At 53.2% G+C, this 18,115-nt stretch carries 14 protein-coding genes, 1 pseudogene and 1 other annotated feature; of the genes and pseudogenes, 13 read left to right on the top strand and 2 right to left on the bottom strand.

Annotated elements, in window-relative coordinates; translation table 11 throughout:
• The first annotated feature begins 171 nt into the window (after positions 1-171).
• Positions 172-397 (top strand) — a binding site (T-box leader).
• A 77-nt stretch (positions 398-474) separates the two neighbouring features.
• Complete coding sequence (argS, locus tag ACLD72_RS27035; RefSeq protein ID WP_411003688.1) at positions 475-2,223, top strand: arginine--tRNA ligase; 1,749 nt, start codon at positions 475-477, stop codon at positions 2,221-2,223.
• Positions 2,224-2,232: 9 nt separating this feature from the next.
• On the opposite strand, the gene ytvI is transcribed toward argS, so the two are convergent.
• Positions 2,233-3,351, bottom strand: a complete 1,119-nt coding sequence (ytvI, locus tag ACLD72_RS27030) for a sporulation integral membrane protein YtvI (protein WP_411003682.1) — start codon at positions 3,349-3,351, stop codon at positions 2,233-2,235.
• A gap of 353 nt (positions 3,352-3,704) precedes the next feature.
• Between ytvI and citZ the strand changes: the two genes are divergently transcribed.
• From citZ to ACLD72_RS27005, 5 genes and pseudogenes are all read left to right on the top strand, one after another.
• Complete coding sequence (gene citZ / locus ACLD72_RS27025; RefSeq protein WP_411003681.1) at positions 3,705-4,817, top strand: citrate synthase; 1,113 nt, start codon at positions 3,705-3,707, stop codon at positions 4,815-4,817.
• Between the two features lie 86 nt (positions 4,818-4,903).
• Positions 4,904-6,199 carry an NADP-dependent isocitrate dehydrogenase gene (gene icd / locus ACLD72_RS27020; RefSeq protein WP_411003680.1) on the top strand — a complete coding sequence of 432 codons (1,296 nt, stop codon included), beginning with the start codon at positions 4,904-4,906 and terminating at the stop codon, positions 6,197-6,199.
• A 14-nt stretch (positions 6,200-6,213) separates the two neighbouring features.
• Entirely contained in the window at positions 6,214-7,155 is a 942-nt protein-coding gene (gene mdh / locus ACLD72_RS27015) for a malate dehydrogenase (RefSeq protein ID WP_411003679.1), read from the top strand.
• 614 nt (positions 7,156-7,769) lie between these two features.
• Positions 7,770-8,123, top strand: a pseudogene (locus ACLD72_RS27010) (transposase); the annotation flags it as partial.
• A 527-nt stretch (positions 8,124-8,650) separates the two neighbouring features.
• A complete protein-coding gene (locus ACLD72_RS27005; protein ID WP_411003676.1) occupies positions 8,651-9,076 on the top strand; it encodes a hypothetical protein in 426 nt (141 codons plus the stop codon).
• 64 nt (positions 9,077-9,140) lie between these two features.
• Here ACLD72_RS27005 and ACLD72_RS27000 read toward each other — a convergent pair whose 3' ends face one another.
• Entirely contained in the window at positions 9,141-9,494 is a 354-nt protein-coding gene (locus tag ACLD72_RS27000; protein ID WP_251595524.1) for a helix-turn-helix domain-containing protein, read from the bottom strand.
• 164 nt (positions 9,495-9,658) lie between these two features.
• On the opposite strand from ACLD72_RS27000, the gene ACLD72_RS26995 reads away from it, so the two are divergent.
• The 7 genes from ACLD72_RS26995 to phoU all read left to right on the top strand — a co-directional run bounded on the left by ACLD72_RS26995 (position 9,659) and on the right by phoU (position 18,051).
• Entirely contained in the window at positions 9,659-10,540 is an 882-nt protein-coding gene (locus ACLD72_RS26995) for a glycosyltransferase family 2 protein (RefSeq protein ID WP_458476244.1), read from the top strand.
• A gap of 193 nt (positions 10,541-10,733) precedes the next feature.
• Positions 10,734-12,311, top strand: coding sequence for a fumarate hydratase (locus ACLD72_RS26990; protein WP_411003674.1), 1,578 nt, complete (start codon positions 10,734-10,736; stop codon positions 12,309-12,311).
• Position 12,312: 1 nt separating this feature from the next.
• Positions 12,313-14,115: a two-component system histidine kinase PnpS gene (gene pnpS, locus ACLD72_RS26985; RefSeq protein WP_411003673.1), complete on the top strand. Its 1,803-nt coding sequence runs from the start codon at positions 12,313-12,315 to the stop codon at positions 14,113-14,115.
• A gap of 105 nt (positions 14,116-14,220) precedes the next feature.
• Positions 14,221-14,943: a response regulator transcription factor gene (locus tag ACLD72_RS26980; RefSeq protein WP_251595516.1), complete on the top strand. Its 723-nt coding sequence runs from the start codon at positions 14,221-14,223 to the stop codon at positions 14,941-14,943.
• 111 nt (positions 14,944-15,054) lie between these two features.
• On the top strand, positions 15,055-16,224 hold the full coding sequence (locus tag ACLD72_RS26975) for a methyl-accepting chemotaxis protein (RefSeq protein ID WP_411003672.1): 1,170 nt from the start codon (positions 15,055-15,057) through the stop codon (positions 16,222-16,224).
• Between the two features lie 393 nt (positions 16,225-16,617).
• The gene (gene pstB / locus ACLD72_RS26970) at positions 16,618-17,373 is read left to right on the top strand and encodes a phosphate ABC transporter ATP-binding protein PstB (protein WP_251595512.1); all 756 of its coding nucleotides are present in this window, start codon (positions 16,618-16,620) and stop codon (positions 17,371-17,373) included.
• Between the two features lie 18 nt (positions 17,374-17,391).
• The gene (phoU, locus tag ACLD72_RS26965; RefSeq protein ID WP_411003671.1) at positions 17,392-18,051 is read left to right on the top strand and encodes a phosphate signaling complex protein PhoU; all 660 of its coding nucleotides are present in this window, start codon (positions 17,392-17,394) and stop codon (positions 18,049-18,051) included.
• The last annotated feature ends 64 nt before the right edge of the window (positions 18,052-18,115 follow it).

Here is an 18,115-nt window from a genome sequence, read left to right as displayed (position 1 = left end):
GCTTCTTGACCTGCTTCGTGATAAGAAAAACTTTATCGATGAACAATCAAAGAAGACAGACCGCCCTAAGCTGAAGTTTTTCTTGCGATTTAAGGAAGACACGCTTCGGTGACTATTCATTCTTAAATCTTCAAAAGATGACTTTTTGAACAACCTCTTAAAATTACATCGTTAACATTGATGAACGGGATAGTAGTGCATGTCGGACAGTCACAGCGAGCCGGAAGGGTGGAAGCCGGTACGAAAGGCATGAATGAAGCGGACCCGGGAAATGGTTTGCCGAACCGGCAGCAAGGCGTAGGCAAATCCGGCAACAAGCCGTTAAACGTAAAGAGTGGCTAATTATGGTTAGCACTTAGAGTGGTACCGCGGGAATCAGAGGTTTCTCGTCTCTTTTTGAGACGGGGGCCTTTTTTTGTTTTACCGAATTTTTGGATAAGGGAGCGGGTTTCGTTGCTGGAAAAATGGAGAAAAATGGCCGCCGGTCTTGTGGCGCAGAGCCTTACGGGAATCGCCGCCGAGGAGATCGAGGCAATGCTGGAATATCCGCCTGCGGAGGAGATGGGGGACCTGTCTTTGCCTTGCTTCAAGCTGAGCAGGCAGCTTCGCAAGCCGCCACAGGCCATCGCGCAGGAACTGAAGCAGAGACTGGAGGAGGTGCAGGCCGCTGTAGATGTGCGGACCGCGAGTCATCCGCATGCGTTCGCCGCCCATATTACACGTTTTGAGGCAGCATCGGGCTATTTGAACTTTTATTGGGACAAAGGGATTTTTGCGCAGGAAGTGGTCAGTGAAATAAGCGCAGCCGGAGAGAGATACGGGGAACAAAATATCGGCCGAGGCCGCGTGATCGTCATCGATTATTCCTCGCCCAACATCGCCAAGCCTTTTCACATCGGGCATTTGCGTTCGACGGTGATCGGAAGCGCGCTTTACCGGATCTTCTCTTGTCTCGGATACCGCGTGATCGGGGTTAATCATCTGGGAGACTGGGGGACGCAATTCGGGAAGCTGATCGTCGCCTACCGTTTATGGGGGGATGAGGAACGGTTGGCGTCAGGGCCGATCGACGAATTGCTCCGCTTATACGTCCAATTTCATGATGAGGCGGAAAAGAGGCCGGAAATGGAGGATGAAGCGCGCGCCTGGTTCGCAAAAATGGAGCAGGGCGACGAGGAAGCTTTGCGGTTGTGGCGGAGATTCGTTGATATGAGCATGACCGAGTTCGATAAAGTGTACCGGCTGCTTGGGGTACGTTTTGACTATGTGACGGGAGAAAGCTTTTACAATGACAAAACCGCTTCGGTGACCCGTGAGCTGCGGGACAAGCAACTGCTGGAAGAGGACGGGGGTGCTTGGCTGGTGAAGCTGGACGCCTTCGACATGCCGCCGGCTTTGATGCTCAAGCAGGACGGCAGCACGCTGTATCATACACGCGATGTGGCGGCCGCGCTCTACCGCAAACAGGCCTACGATTTTCTTAAGGCGATTTATGTGACGGATTACTCGCAAAGCTTGCATTTTAAACAGTGGTTTAAGGTAGTGGAGCTGATGGGGTACTCCTGGGCGGCAGATTTGGTGCATGTTCCGTTCGGACGGGTGGACTTGGGGGGAGTCGGCTTGTCCACACGCAGGGGGAATGTGGTCAAACTGGAGGAACTTCTGGAGCAGGCAGTGATGAAGGCGCGGGAGCTTATCAAGCTAAAAAATCCCCATCTGGAGCAAAAGGACGAGGTGGCCAAACAGGTGGGCGTCGGGGCCGTTATTTTTCACGATTTAAGCGGCAGCCGGATTAAGGACATCCATTTCTCCTGGGAGGAAGCGCTAAGCTTTGAAGGGGAAACAGGCCCTTATCTGCAATATACGCATGCCAGAGCGTGCAGCATTCTGCGCAAATTGGACGAACAGGACAAACTTGGCGCTGAGCGTGACGGTGGCGTAAAAAGCGAGCTGTTGATACATCCGGCGGAGTACGATGTGGTAAAGCGGTTGTCGCAGTTTCCGCAACGGATCAAGTTGGCCGCGGACAAAATGGAGCCGTCGATCGTCAGCCGTTATTTGATCGATTTGGCCCAGGCGTTTAACCGTTTTTATCACGAGTGTCCTGTGCTTGTCAATGATCGCGAGCTTCGGGAAGCCCGGGTCGCTTTGGTTAAATGCGTGCAAATCACGCTGTGCAACGGGCTGCGTCTTCTGGGCCTGCAGGCGCCCGAGCGAATGTAGGGGGATTTTTCACCTCAATCTTCCGTGCAGGATATAATTGCGCAAGTCCCGCACTACCCCGGCGCGGATGGCCGCGCCGAAGATGACCAGGGTCACGGGCCCGACGATCAGGCCCAGCACGCCAAACAGCTTTAGACCGGCGAACATGGCGATCAAGGTGGGCAAGGGGTCAAGGCCGACGCTGCTGGCCAGCACTTTCGGTTCAATGAGTTGCCTGGACACCAGGATGATGCCGTACAGGACCGACAGACCTATGCCAAGCGTCATGTCGCCGGTAGCAAAGGCGTAGATGAGCCAGGGGATCATGATTGTTCCTACGCCCAAATAAGGCAGTAGATCGACCAAGCCAATCAGCAGGGCGTAAGTAAACGCGGATTCCACGCCCAAAATCAGCAGCCCGATCAGCACGATGAAGGCGGTTATCGAGATCATGATAAACTGAGCACGCAGGTAGCCGGACAGCGCCTTTTGCAGATCTTTCCAAATATCGCCGGCGGTTCTCCGGAACGGAGCGGGAATGCTGCGCGCCAGAAAGCGCATGTCCCGCTCCCAATGGCTGCTGATAAAAAAAGTCGCGAGCAGAATAACGGCGAGAATGACGCCGAGGTTCGGCAGCGAAGATATCAAACCTACCACGATGTTTAAAAAATTGTTGACGAGGTGCGAGACGGCGGAGCCTATCTTTTCCGCAGTGTTGTCGATGTTTTTGTGGATCGTATTTTCATAGCCGGGATTGTCGGCGATAAATCGGTTGATTTCACCAAGAATCGATTGGATGCTTTCGCTTTGCGTCCAGGAGGTAAACAGGCGCCTCCACTCCTCAATGCGAACGTCGAAGGATTCGGCTAGATGAATCAGCTCCTTGACGAGCCGCGTCAATGCCGCGGACAGGATGATGGCAGCGCTGCCGAAATAGACGAGCAGCGAGAACGTAACCGCCAGCCACTTTGGGAGCTTTATATTTTGCTGAAGCCAGAGGACAAACGGATTCATCGCATAGGAGATCAGCCAGGCGATCAGAAACGGGTAAAGGAGCGGGATCAGCCAGTAAACCGCAGCGAGGGAACCAACAACGACGACACAAATCCAGCTTCCGCGCAATACGCGTTTGACGACTACGCTATCCAAACGGCATTTCCCCTTTTTTGTGAATACATGTCCTAGTTCTAGGATATTATGGGTCCGCAGGGAGTATGACGAGCCTACTTTTTTTCAATTAATGTGACATTTCTTATTGCAAAACTGAAATCGTTTACAAAAATTCTTTATGATCGTGAAAGAAATTTTTGATCTGACGGGCTGCGCCGTAGCGGGTTCCCATGCTCCGAGAAATCCAGTATGATGGATTAGTAAGGATTTTATAGCGTGATTCCTTTTTTCAGGGTCGTTTTCGCGTCAGTTCATAAAAAATTTAAAATTTTAATTTGAAAATGTTTTCACAGCTTGTTGCTCACAAAATGTTAACAAAGGAGAGATGTATCATGACAGCTACGAAAGGCCTGGAAGGCATTGTTGCGGCAACTTCCTCGATCAGCTCCATTCATGACGGCGTGCTCTGCTATCGCGGCATTAATATCGATGATCTGGCTGAACGCGCTAGTTTTGAAGAAACGGCGTACTTGCTGTGGAACGGCAAACTGCCCAACCAATCCGAGCTGGAGCGGCTGCAGCAGCAGTTCAGCGACTATGCTGCGGTTCCGGAGGCGGTTATCGCGCAGATGAAGTTGTATCCGCAGGGTGCCAACACGATGGCAGTGCTTCGTACTGCCGTATCGGCTCTTGCTTTGTACGATGAGAACGCCAATGACAACACGCGCGAAAGCAATTTGAAAAAAGCGATCAAGCTGCAAACCCAAATTCCGACGTTGATTGCCGCTTTTGCCCGCATCCGTCAAGGCAAGGAACCTGTGGCTCCGCTGCAAGGCGTATCCATCGCCCACAATTTCTTATACATGCTGACCGGCGAAGAACCCGATCCGATCGCCGTTCGTGCGCTGGACCAGGCGCTGGTGCTCCATGCGGACCACGAGCTCAACGCATCCACGTTCTCCGCGCGCGTAACGATCGCAACGCTGTCGGACATTTACTCCGGGGTGACGTCCGCGATCGGGACGTTGAAAGGGCCGCTCCACGGCGGAGCCAACGAAGCGGTGATGAAGATGCTGAGCGAAATCGACACACTTGACCAGGCGGAACCCTACATTCAGCGGAAGCTGGCCAACCGGGAGAAAATCATGGGCTTCGGACACCGCGTATACAAAAACGGCGACCCGCGGGCCAAACATCTGCAGAAAATGTCCCGTCAGCTGAGCGCGCTTAAAGGCGACTCGACGCTGTACGACATTTCCGTCAAAGTGGATCAGCTCGTGACAGGGCAAAAGGGGTTGAAGCCTAACGTAGACTTCTATTCCGCTTCCGTCTATACGATGCTGGGCATTCCGGGCGATTTGTTTACGCCGATTTTTGCGATCAGCCGTCTCTCCGGCTGGACTGCGCATATATTGGAGCAGCTTGAGGACAACCGGCTGATCCGTCCGCGTGCGGAATATGTAGGGGCCACAAACCAGACTTACGTACCGATTGAACTAAGATAAGCAGCAGAACGGGAGCTCCATGGCGATTTATGATAAAATGGAGACCGTGAATAGTTGAAACGATCAACGAGGAGGAAACCGAAAACATGTTGAAGCTTGAAAAGTTTGATCTCCCTGCCGAAGGTGAAAAAATTACGATTCAAGATGGAAAGCTGCAGGTGCCAAACCACCCGATCGTTCCGTTTATCGAGGGCGATGGCACCGGCCGCGATATCTGGAAAGCATCCAAACGCGTATTGGACGCTGCTGTGGAGAAAGCCTACGGCGGCGACAAAAAAATCGCCTGGTACGAAGTTTTTGCCGGGGAAAAGGCCTTTAATGCCTACGGAGAGTGGTTGCCGGCTGACACGCTGACCGCGATCCGTGAGTATATTGTGGCCATTAAGGGGCCGCTAACAACCCCAATCGGCGGCGGCATCCGCTCTCTGAACGTGGCGCTTCGCCAGGAGCTGGACCTGTACGTCTGCCTGCGCCCTGTCCGTTATTTTGAAGGGGTGCCTTCTCCGGTGAAACATCCGGAGCTGGTGGATATGGTGATTTTCCGGGAGAACACGGAAGATATTTATGCGGGAATCGAATACAAGGAAGGCTCCGAGGAAGTCAAGAAAGTGCTTGCGTTCCTGCAAAACGAAATGGGCGTGAAAAAAATCCGCTTCCCGGAAACGTCCGGCATCGGCATCAAGCCGGTTTCCGAGGAGGGCTCGAAACGCCTTGTCCGCGCCGCTGTGGAATATGCGATCAAACATGGCCGCAAGAGCGTTACACTGGTGCATAAAGGCAATATCATGAAATTCACCGAAGGCGCGTTCAAAAACTGGGGTTACGAAGTGGCCGAAGCGGAATTCGGCGATAAAGTGTTCACCTGGGCCGAATATGACCGGATCAAGGAGCAGTCGGGTACGGATGCGGCGAATCAAGCGCAAAAGGCCGCGCAGGAAGCCGGCAAAATCATCGTGAAGGATGCCATCGCCGACATCGCGCTGCAGCAGGTGCTGACGCGCCCGACCGACTTTGACGTCATCGCCACGCTGAACCTGAACGGCGACTACCTGTCCGACGCTTTGGCTGCGCAAGTGGGCGGCATCGGGATCGCGCCGGGAGCGAACATCAACTACGTTACCGGGCACGCGATCTTTGAAGCGACGCACGGCACGGCGCCGAAATACGCCGATCTGGACGTCGTGAACCCGGGCTCCGTCATTTTGTCCGGCGTCATGATGCTTGAGCATCTTGGATGGCAGGAAGCGGCGGACCTCATTTACAAAGGCTTGGAAACATCGATTAACAATAAGACGGTAACTTACGACTTCGCCCGTCTGATGGATGGCGCTAAAGAGGTAAAATGCTCCGAGTTTGCCGATGAACTGATCAAAAACATGTAGGAGGCTTGCCCCGCATGGCTATCCAACGCAAAAAGATAACCGTTGTCGGCGCCGGTTTTACCGGCGCAACCACGGCGTTTATGCTTGCGCAAAAAGAACTTGGAGACGTCGTGTTGGTTGACATTCCGCAGCTTGTGAATCCGACAAAAGGCAAGGCGCTTGATATGCTTGAGGCCGGACCGGTACAAGGGTTCGACAGCCGTATCGCCGGCACTTCCTCTTACGAGGATGCGGCCGGCTCTGATATCGTCATCATTACGGCGGGGATCGCCCGCAAACCCGGGATGAGCCGGGACGACCTCGTCAACACGAACGCGGGCATCGTCCGCTCCGTATGCGATAACGTGAAGAATTACTGTCCGGACGCCACGGTCATTATCCTTAGCAACCCGGTGGATGCGATGACTTACGTGGCTTATCAAACGCTTGGTTTCCCAAAAAACCGCGTCATCGGCCAGTCCGGCGTCCTCGATACGGCCCGGTACTGCACGTTTATCGCCGCAGAGCTAAATGTTTCCGTGGAGGACGTGCGCGGTTTTGTGCTTGGCGGCCATGGCGACGATATGGTTCCGCTCGTGCGCTATTCCAGCGTCGGCGGGATTCCGATCGACACGCTGCTTTCGGCTGACCGCATCGAAGCGATCGTGCAGCGGACGCGCGCCGGCGGCGGCGAAATCGTCAGCCTGCTTGGCAACGGCAGCGCTTATTACGCGCCTGCAGCGTCGCTGGTGCAGATGACCGAAGCGATCCTCAAGGATAAAAAGCGGATTTTGCCGGTCATCGCTTTGCTTGAAGGCGAATACGGTTACGACAACTTGTTCATGGGTGTACCGGTTATTCTCGGCGGGGGCGGCATCGAAAAGGTATTCGAGCTTGACTTGACGGCCGAGGAAAAAGCCGCGCTCGACCAATCCGCCGCCTCGGTCAAAAGCATAATTGCGGTGGTGAAAGGCTAATCGTTGGATAATCCTCTGTTTATTTCTGCTTAAAACCCGCCCATTTAAAACTGGGCGGGTTTTTTTAAGATTTAGAATTTATAACTTAACTTTTGCAGCAAAAAATCGGCAGACAAGCCTTGAATTAGCTGGGTAAAGCAGCAATCCATTGCCGGAGTTGACGCTAAATCAGAGGCGGACAGTGTCTTCCCGGCTTTTTGGGCTGCTTCGTTGATCAAGAGCATAAAGCATGGGAACGTCAACGATGAAGAGGGCGTCACGATCCGCCGCGGTCCAGCGCATCTACCTTTTGCACCGTAGCCGCCCTCGAGCAGTGTCACAAATTGACGCCAGGTGAGGGGCTGTCTAAAGGGTTCGTGTCTTGGTGTGTTGGTGTCTTCGTGGCTTGGTGCCCTTGCCTGCAGTCTTTGCACGATTATCCCCTTCGTTCAGAGAGCAGAGAGCAGGGAGCAGGGGGGGCTAGATCAAGGGTTCCCAAAAAAGAGAAAAAAAGAGATGAGGAAAAAATGAGACGGTTCAGGTGAGCTTTTGGGCTTGATAAGGGAACGTATGTTTTGTATAATGAAATAAAGCGAACATACATTCGTGAATTCTTGATGCGGGGGCGAGCGAACATGGAGGTCAATGCGGGAACGGAACTTCAACCATTCACCAGCCGTTATAACAGCGAGCAGTCCTGCATGGAGGTGCTGATCGCGATGAAGTGGCCGAACGGCTTCGTCTGCCCGCGCTGCGCTCACACCCGGTGCAGTCGTTTGACCTCCAGGCATATCCTTTGTTCGAGTGCGGAAGGTGTGCGCATCAAACGTCGGCTTTGGGCGGTACGATTTTTGAACGAACGCATCTGCCCCTGCTTAAGTGGTTCAAAGCGCTGGAGTTGTTTCTGCTTGAGGGCGGTATCGGCGAAGCGGCTGAGTCAGTTGACCCGAGTCACCTACAAAACCGCCTGGTTGATGCTGCATAAAATAACTCTTGTCCGGTTTGTTTCACCTCCCCTAAACCTGATTCCTTCTCCTAAGCCCGTCTAAATGATCTCGAACCTATCTGCTTATCCACCAAATATTTTCTTCTCCCGAGCTTGTCTGTTTCTCTGCTACCCTGATCAAACGGGATAATCGTGCAAAGCGCCTTGACAGTGAGTGTTGATCTGCCGCCCACCCCAAGAAAAGAATACTTTAATTCGTTTACGTTGATTTAGGTCGGGCTGATGGTCTAAAACAATGAAAGACACCTCTTCGACCAAGCATGAATTGGCAAGTAAACCTTGATGTAATTGGGGGAGCGCGGAAAGCTCCTCCTTTGACAGCGACTTCATGGATCAGTTCCAGCAGCAGCTCGATTTCATGAGAAGAAGGACGGCTCAATGGGATCAAATGCCCCGATCCCGAAATCTTATCCGTTTAACTTACACAGAGCCCCCTTCCCCAACAGCCGTTCCATTTATTGTTACAATAGTTTATAATAAATGTAATTGACGTTGAAAGGCGGTTGTGTTATGTATCAGGTCATGTTATTTCTACATATTATCGGGGCTTTGGCGCTCGGCTTTTATTTGATTTTGCCGTTTGTGCTGGGGACGCTGGGCAAATTGTCGCTTGCCGGGCAGGAAGGCACCGTGTCGGCCGTGAGAACGTTGAACCGATTTGCGCAATTTGGCCTGATTCTCCAGCTTTTGACCGGCGGGTATCTGATCGGTCAGGGTGACTATTCGGTGCCTTGGATGATCGTGATCGTCTTATTGTTCCTGGCCGTCGGTGCGCTCAGCGGGATTATGGGCAAGCCGCTGCGATTGGCGCAGGAAGGCATTCGCCAGAATAAACCGATTACGGCCGAGGAAGGCAAGCTGCGTACATTAAGCGCGCTGTTGTCTGTGTCCGTGCTCGTCATTTCGTTTTTCATGGTGTTCAGCACCATTATCTAAATTCACAAGCAAAGACCTGCCGGAACTGCCGGCAGGTCTTTGCTTTCTAATGAAATCAGCGGACCTATGAAGGGTCTTTCGTTTCCTTTTGCAATTCATCGAGATGGGTGAACATCAGTTTCATGATATCAAGCGTGAGTTGTTTCTCTTTTGAGGTGCGCCCCGCCATGATTTGCTGAATTTGATCCATAAAATGATCGTCACTGATTTCCAGCGAATCATGGAGCAAATAATCGACGGTCACACCCAATTGATTAGCGAGCTTCACGAGCGTATCCAAAGATAAACTGCGTTCGCCCCGTTCAATTTGTCCTATGTATGCGTCCGAAACCTCAATTTTTTCGGCAAGCTTCTCCTGGGTCAAATGCATTTTATGCCGTTCTTGGCGCAGCCTTTTCCCCAATGCCTCGTAGTCCATAAAACCCCCTCCTATATTTACCATAGTGAGAACTTAAGGGAAATATAATAAACTAAGTGTTTTGTTTGTGTTTACTGAAAGTATGAATTGGTTTATTATGGAATTATGGTCTATACTGATTTACAATAATTTATAAATTATACCCATTTTAAGGAGCTTATATGATGTCTAGCGAATCAAAGACCGTATCGATCATCATTACCGTAAAAAACAATGGAATCGATCTCTACACGACGATGGAATCGCTCAAGGTATCGCGCACATCTCTTCCCTATGAAGTGATTATCGTCGATGAAGGTTCGGTGGATGGATGTTGTGATTTTTTGCTGGGTTACCGTTTTGAGAAACCGGTCAAACGTCTGAAAGCAGCGGCGGGAGTTACGGCACGAAATCTCGGCGCCGCGCATGCTACTGGAGATTACCTGATCTTTTGCGGGGCGCACCTGTATTACGATGACGATTGGATGGAGGCGTTGCTTGAGCCGCTTATCCAAGGAGAAGCCGATTGCAGTTCGCCTTCCTTTGTCATGCATGAGCGTTCCGTGGTGCCGAAGACGGAATCCGTTTCGGGCTGGCTAAAATCCATACGTTATTACCCGGCCTTAACGGAAGGCCGGAATGAGTTGCCGTGGTTGTCGTGGGAATGTTTGGCGATCCGCAGGGACCGGTTTGAGGAAAGCGGCGGGATGGAGGACGGGTTTGCCGGCAAAGAGCTGGAAACCGCGGAATTTTCGCTGAGAATGTGGCTGCTCGGAGGAACCTGCCGTTACGTTCCGGAGGTGACTCTGGTCCAGGTTTTTCGGCAAAATTTTCCTTACGATGACAGCGGAGAACGATGGGGACGAGATCTGTTGCTGCTGGCCTATTTGCATTTCTCGGAACCGCAAATCTCGGTTTGCCGGCAGTTGGTGGAAGACGTTTTTGGCCCCGAAGGCGGAGACGAGCGGGAGCTGCAGGAGTTGACGCATGAAAAAAGGCGGAAGTACGCGCTACGCCGGCAACACGACGAAACGTGGTTTTTAAACCGCTTTGGCATCGTGTTCTAGCGTAGGGTGTTTTTTGTGCAGTGATAAACCTCTCTTTTTCGGACTTTATTTTGGACAGAATTCGTCATCTCAAAGTGGTTATTATGTTATTATAAACTTGTTGAAGAAGATATCATTTGCGATGCAATGTTAAAGCTGCGGTTTCGGGCTTATATGTTTATCAAGATGACGAGAGAGAGGGGATTCTTGAACTATGCAACAGTTTGAAGAAAGCGTATACCAATTAATTGTGGAAACCTCCACCAATTTGCCGGGAGATGTGCGCCGGGCGATCAACCTTGGCCGCTCCATGGAAAACCGGGCCACGCGGGCCGGGCTTGCGATGTCGACCATCGCCCGCAACATTAAAATGGCGGAGGAGCAGGTGTCGCCGATCTGTCAGGATACCGGAATGCCAACTTTCATCATCCATACTCCGGTCGGAGCTAACCAGATTGAAATGAAGCGGGCCATCAAAAGCGCGGTACAGCGGGCCACCAAGGAAGGCAAGCTGCGCTCGAACTCCGTGGATTCGCTGACCGGAGCGAACAGCGGCGACAATTTGGGGCCGGGCACACCGGTCTTTCATTTTGAACAGTGGGAAAAAAATTATATCGATATGCGTCTGATTCTGAAAGGCGGCGGCTGCGAGAATAAAAACATTCAGTACAGCCTCCCCGCTGAGCTGGAAGGACTGGGCCGCGCGGGCCGCGATCTGGACGGAATCCGCAAATGCATTTTGCACGCGGTATATCAAGCTCAAGGCCAGGGATGCAGCGCGGGATTTATCGGCGTCGGCATCGGCGGCGACCGGACGACGGGCTATGAACTGGCCAAACGCCAGTTGTTCCGCACCATCGACGACGTCAACCCGAATCCGGACCTGGACCGTTTGGAACAATATATTGTGAAGACCGCTAATCAATTGGGCATCGGTACGATGGGCTTTGGCGGTGAAGTTACTCTGCTGGGCTGCAAAGTGGGCGTCGAAAACCGGCTGCCGGCCAGCTTCTTTGTGTCGGTAGCCTACAACTGCTGGGCTTTTCGCCGCCAAGGGGTGGAGATCGATGCCGCCAGCGGCGCGATCAGCAATTGGTTGTACGAGCGCGGCAGCGATGTTTCCGTTGAGGAACCGGCGGAGCAAAGCACCGAAGATCTTGCCGCAGCAGGGGTAGCCGCCGGCGCCGAGACGTCCGCAGCCGCGGACAAAAGCAGGGAAATCGTGCTGCAGACACCGGTCACGGAGGAGCAGATCCGGCAGCTTCGCGTCGGCGATGTAGTGGTGTTCAAAGGCGAAATGCACACCGGCCGCGACGCCTTGCACAAATATTTGATGGATCACGATGCCCCGGTGGATTTGAACGGTGCGGTGATCTACCACTGCGGGCCGGTCATGCTGAAGGATGAGGCAGGCTGGCATGTCAAAGCGGCGGGCCCCACGACCAGCATCCGTGAGGAGCCGTATCAAGGCGAAGTTATGAAGAAGTTTGGCATCCGTGCCGTCATCGGCAAAGGCGGAATGGGTCCCAAGACGCTCGCCGCTTTGCAGGAGCATGGCGGGGTTTACCTGAATGCTATCGGCGGAGCCGCTCAATATTATGCGGAATGCATTAAGAAAGTGAACGGCGCCGATTTTATGGAATTCGGCGTCCCGGAAGCGATGTGGCATCTTGAGGTTGACGGCTTTGCCGCGATCGTCACGATGGACTCTCACGGAGACAGCTTGCATGAAGGAGTGGAAAAGGACTCGCTCGCGAAGTTGTCCGCATTCAAAGAGCCGGTTTTTAAATAAGATGAAGACGTTCAGAACCAAGCTTTCCCTCATTTTGATGGGCCTTGTCGGCATCTCGATGTTGGCTGCCGGCCTGACGATGGCCCAGCTGTTTAAAAATTCCCATATCCATGCCCTGGAGCAGAACATGGAACGGGAAATCAGCCTGCTGGAGAATACGTTCCGGTTTGTCCCGGTCCAGGGTAACGCCGGCGCGGAACAATATTACACGGAACAGGCCAAAGCCTTGGAGAAAATGAGCGATTCCCGGGTTACGTTCATTACCCTGGACGGAAAGGTTGTCGGCGATTCGGAAATGAATCCGGAGGGGATGGACAATCACGCCCATCGAAAGGAAATCGAGTCGGCGGAAGACGGGGGCGCAGGCAGCGCGATCCGCTATAGCCATACGGTCCGCGAGAATATGCTTTACGTCGCCCGCCGCGTCACCTCCGCAGATGGATTCGACGGTTACATCCGCCTGTCGATGAGCCTGGCTGCCGTGGAGAAGGGACTCACCCAAGGTTGGCTGCTGATGGCCGGCGGGCTGCTGATTTTGTTCCTCGTTGCCGGCTTCGTCAGCTACCGGATCGCCGCGGGAATGACCCGGCCTCTGGAGCAAATCACACGCGTCGCGCACCGCATCTCCAAGCTGGACTACAACGCTCGGGTCAAGCTGACCCGCCGGGACGAAATCGGCCAGCTGGGCGAGGCGATCAACGGGATGGCGGACAGCCTGCAGCAGCAGCTCAAGCGGATTCATGAAAATGAAGATCTGCTGCAAAGCGTGCTGGCCAACATGACCGGCGGGATCGTGATGGTTGACGCTTCAGGCAACATCGCCCTGATCAACCGGGAGGCGGAGCGTATCCTGCATGTCAAGGGAGATCAGCTCTTGGGAAGATCATACCGCGACATCAAACGCAATTACGAATTTACGAAGTTCGCCGAAGAAGGGATTTCCCGCCAGGAATATGTCCAGGAGGAACGCAACGTTTACGATCCGGAGGAAAAAATACTGCTGTTCGACAGCGTTCCGATGTTCGAGGACAACGGGAAATACCGGGGGATGCTGTTTCTGCTCCGGGACGTGACCGACATTCGCAGGCTGGAACGAATGCGCAGCGAATTCGTGGCCAACGTGTCCCATGAATTGAAAACGCCGATCGCCGCGGTCAAAGGCTTTGCCGAAACACTGCTCGCCGGAGGCGTCAAAGACGAAGAGACGGCCCGTTCGTTCCTGCAGATCATTTACGATGAAGGGGACCGGCTAAACCGCCTGATCGGCGACATTCTCGATCTGTCCAAAATCGAATCCAAGCTCGTGCCGCTGGAATACGCTCCCGTAAATTTGAAGGAACTGTTCGACAGCATCTATGAGGTGCTGTTGCCCGCGGCCAGGAAGAAGTCGATTACAATGGGCCATGACATTCCCGAGCACCTGTTTATGGAAGGAGACGAAGACCGGCTCCGGCAAATATTCATGAACCTGCTGTCCAACGCGATCAGCTATACGCAGGAAGGCGGCAGAGTCCGCGTCGATGTGGCCATTTTGGGCGAGGGCGGGGAAGACGAGAAGGTTCGCATCATCGTCAGCGATACGGGAATCGGCATCCCGAAAAAAGATCTGCCGCGCATTTTCGAGCGTTTTTACCGGGTGGACAAAGCGAGGTCCCGCAGCTCTGGAGGAACCGGCCTGGGGCTGTCCATCGTAAAGCATCTCGTCGATCTGCACCATGGCACGATCAGCGTGGAAAGCAAGGTCGGCGAAGGCTCCTCATTCATAGTCGAGCTCCCGTTTATGCATACTTTGGATGAGGGTTAGTACAAGTTGAACCGATTTTACCCATTTTTATATTTTTTACACCGCGTTAACATTCCCATGATATGCTGGGCTTGTCATCATCACATGTAGAGATGAGGGGGTTCTATGACGCAACGTCTATTGGTTATCGAAGATGAACCGACGTTATCCAGGCTGCTGTCTTACAATCTTACCAGCGAAGGCTATGAAGTTGTCGTGGAAGATCATGGGCAGACCGGATATGAGACGGCGCTCAAACAAAAGTTTGACCTGATATTGCTGGATTTGATGCTTCCGGGCATGAACGGGTTTGAAATCATGTCCAAGCTGAGGAGCGAAGGCGTGACGACCCCGGTAATTATTCTGACCGCCAAAAATGCGGAGGAAGAAGTGGTGCAGGGCCTTAAATCGGGCGCTGACGATTACATTACCAAGCCTTTTGGGGTTGCCGAATTGTTGGCGCGGGTGGCGGCGGTTCTCCGTAGAGCGAACGGCCAGGAGGAACGGGAATCCATGGTGCAGGACAATTCCCAGATTTCACTGGGGGCTTTGGCCATTTTTCCCGAGAAATACGAGGTTACTTTAAACGGTGAAGCCATTACGCTAAGACCGAAGGAATTTGAAGTGCTGCTGTACCTGGCGCGTAAGCCGGGAGTCGTGATGACCCGCGACGATCTGATGAACGCGGTCTGGGGCTTCGATTACATCGGCGGTCAGCGTACGGTGGACGTCCATGTCAGCTCGCTGCGCAAAAAGCTGGAGCTCGATCCGCAGTCGGTGCATATCGATTCCATTCGCGGCGTAGGATATAAGCTGGTCGTAAACAAGAAAAAAACGCCCATCACTTAAGCAAGATGATGGACGTTTTTTTACATACGATCAAAATGCCGTAAACATTAAGCAAACAGTTTCCGGGTATGCTTTGTTAATGAATATGCACCATTCTGAGGGGAGTTGTTCGTGTTGGGAGCACAGGTGGCAGCGGAATTGGAACGTCCGGAGCCGGTTCAAACCTCCGGCGGGGAAGCGGAGACGCAGCAGGCGGTTTCGTCCAATCTGGAGGAAACTGCGGTGGATGTGCGTACGTACTGCAGAAGCGTGCCGGTGATCGGGCGGGAGGAATCCTGCCGCGGTGTGCTGCAGCGGTTTCAGCGCGATTCCGATCTTTCGTGCATCGTCCTTTGTGATGAAAGTAACAAACCGCTGGGGATTTTGATGCGGGACCGGTTTTACCGCTTTTTGGCCGGGCGTTTTGCGGCCGATTTGTTTTACGATCGTCCGGCGTCCGGTTTTGCCGATGAGCATCCGCTTGTATGCGATTTGCAGACTCCGGCCAGAGATGTGGTGGATGCGGCGTTAAACCGGGAGGGCGTCCATTTTTACGAGGGTTTGATTATGACCGAAAATGGGCGGTTTTACGGCATCCTGACGGTCCAGGACCTAATGCGGATGTCGCGCGATCTGCAGCGGGAAGCGGATCAAATCCGGGGGGAAGTCGTTCGCGGAAGCTATTCGCTGATCAAGGATATCGAACATTCGGTTAGGCAAGTGTCCGATTCCGCCGAACGCAGCTTGCGGGAGTCGGAATCGATGAGCGGACAGGCCGAAACGGGCAGGGCCGAACTCGAAGTAGTAAAGGCCGCCTTCGACCGGGTGCTGGAGACGTCCCGCAGCCAGGCGGCACAAATGTCGGAGCTGCTGGAGCGCACGCAGCAAATTTCGTCGATCACCGCCAGTATTCAGGCATTGGCCAATCTGAGCGGGATCCTGGCGCTGAACGCTTCGATCGAAGCGGCGCACGCCGGAGAACATGGACGCGGCTTCGCCGTCGTCGCCAGCGAAATCCGCAAGCTTGCTCTGCAGACGCAAAAATTGTCGGGAGAAATCGGCGAAACGCTGGATATCGTCAACCGGCATGTGCAGCAAGCAGCGGCAACGTCCGGCCTTACGGCTGCGGAGATGGAAGCCGGCCATACGCGGGTGGGCAAAACGGACGAAACGTTCGAGGCCTTGGTCCGGTCGGTCCGGTCCGTGGAGGCGAGGGAACGGGAGATGCGCGATGCCGCGGATGTCGCGGCGCGAAGAACGGAAACCGTGCTGCGGGAGCTGGAACAATTTACGAACGCTTAAAGAGGTTGTTCAAAAAGCCATCTTTTGATCACGAAGCAGGTCAGGAAGTGGTTTCGACGTCGAATCTTGAATTCAGCCGGGCCTTCCGGTGCTCACGTACCCAAAACGTACGCTCCGCTCCTCAGTCCCTGGCTTCATCCAACCTTCTCGGTGCTAAAAAGCCGACTTTTTGAACACGCACTTAAACATATTTTACATTGCGTTTACATTTTGATTCATTTTCTTTTACATAAGCAAGCTAAAATGGATAAGGATTTAATCATGTTTTAATAATAAACGGTAGTTGAAATAAGGTAATAAGGCAAGGCTGTTTTTAGCACGGACTTACGTTTATACGCGAGTGCCGTGCTTCGAGTTTATAGGTGTGTGCTATTTTAACGAAGGAGAACTGACATGGAAACCGCGATCCGGATTCAACATTTGAACTTATATTATGAACAATTTCATGCGTTAAAGGACGTTTCTTTGGATATCCCCGAGCGAACGATCACGGCCTTCATCGGACCGTCCGGCTGCGGCAAATCGACGCTGCTGCGCACGTTGAACCGGATGAACGACATGATTCCCGGAACGCGGATCGAAGGCGCCGTGGAAATCGCCGGGGGCGACATCTACGGCGATGAAGTGGAAGTGGAAGAACTGCGCAAACGGGTGGGGATGGTATTTCAACAGCCGAACCCTTTCCCGAAATCGATTTACGATAACGTGGCCTATGGCCCCCGCTTGCATGGAATCAAGAACAAGGCCGCCCTCGACGAAATTGTGGAGCAAAGCCTACGCCAGGCCGTCCTTTGGGACGAAGTGAAAGATTTCCTCAAGCGCTCGGCGCTCAGCCTGTCGGGCGGGCAGCAGCAGCGGCTTTGCATAGCGCGGGCGATCGCGGTGCAGCCTGACATTCTGCTGATGGATGAAGCGACTTCGGCGCTGGACCCGATTTCCACCTTGAAAATCGAAGAACTGGTCCAGCAGCTCAAAGACAGGTATACGATCGTGATGGTCACGCATAACATGCACCAGGCGGCGCGAATTTCCGGCCGGACTGTTTTTTTCCTGAATGGGGAAATCGTAGAGGCGGACGATACGCAGAAGTTATTTTCCACCCCGCAGGATTCGCGCACAGAAGATTATATTTCCGGTCGTTTCGGATAACAAGGAGGCTGCTGCTGAATGATTCAAAGAAAAGAATTCGATCAGAATCTGGAAGAACTACGGCAATTGCTCGGACAAATGGGAGAGCATGTTGAACAAGGGCTTACGGGAGCTATCGGGGCCCTGCGGGCCATGGATTCGCAGAAAGCCAAAGAAATCGTTGAGCGCGATATCGAGCTGAACCAGATGGAAGAGCAGGTGATGGAAATCGGCTCGCGGCTGATTGTGACGCAGCAGCCGGTAGCCAAGGACCTGCGGCGGATTATCGTCGCCTTTAGAATTTCCAGCGATCTTGAACGGATGGGCGATTTGGCCGTCGATATTGCCAAAGTGACGATGCGCCTGGAAGGCCAGAAGCTGATCAAGCCGTTGATCGATATCCCGAAAATGTCCGACCTGGTTATCCTGATGCTGCGGGAATCGCTGCAGTCTTACTTGGACGAAAATACGGACCTGGCCTACAAAATGGCCAAGGACGACGACGAGGTCGACCATCTATACAGCCAGATGATCCAGGAGTTGTATACGTTTATGATCGAAAATCCGGATTCCCTGCAGCAGGCGATGCTGCTTACCCTAGTTGGACGCTATATCGAGCGGATCGCCGACCATGCCACGAACATTGGGGAAAGCGCGGTCTATCTCGTCACCGGCCACCGCCCGGATTTGAACCAGTAAAATTGTTCTTTAACACGCTGTGTACCGGTTGATCAACCGGCAGCTGCCTTATGCAATATGCAGG

It is taken from the genome of Paenibacillus lacisediminis (genome assembly GCF_046567315.2).
This window is presented reverse-complemented; position numbering and strand designations above follow the sequence as displayed.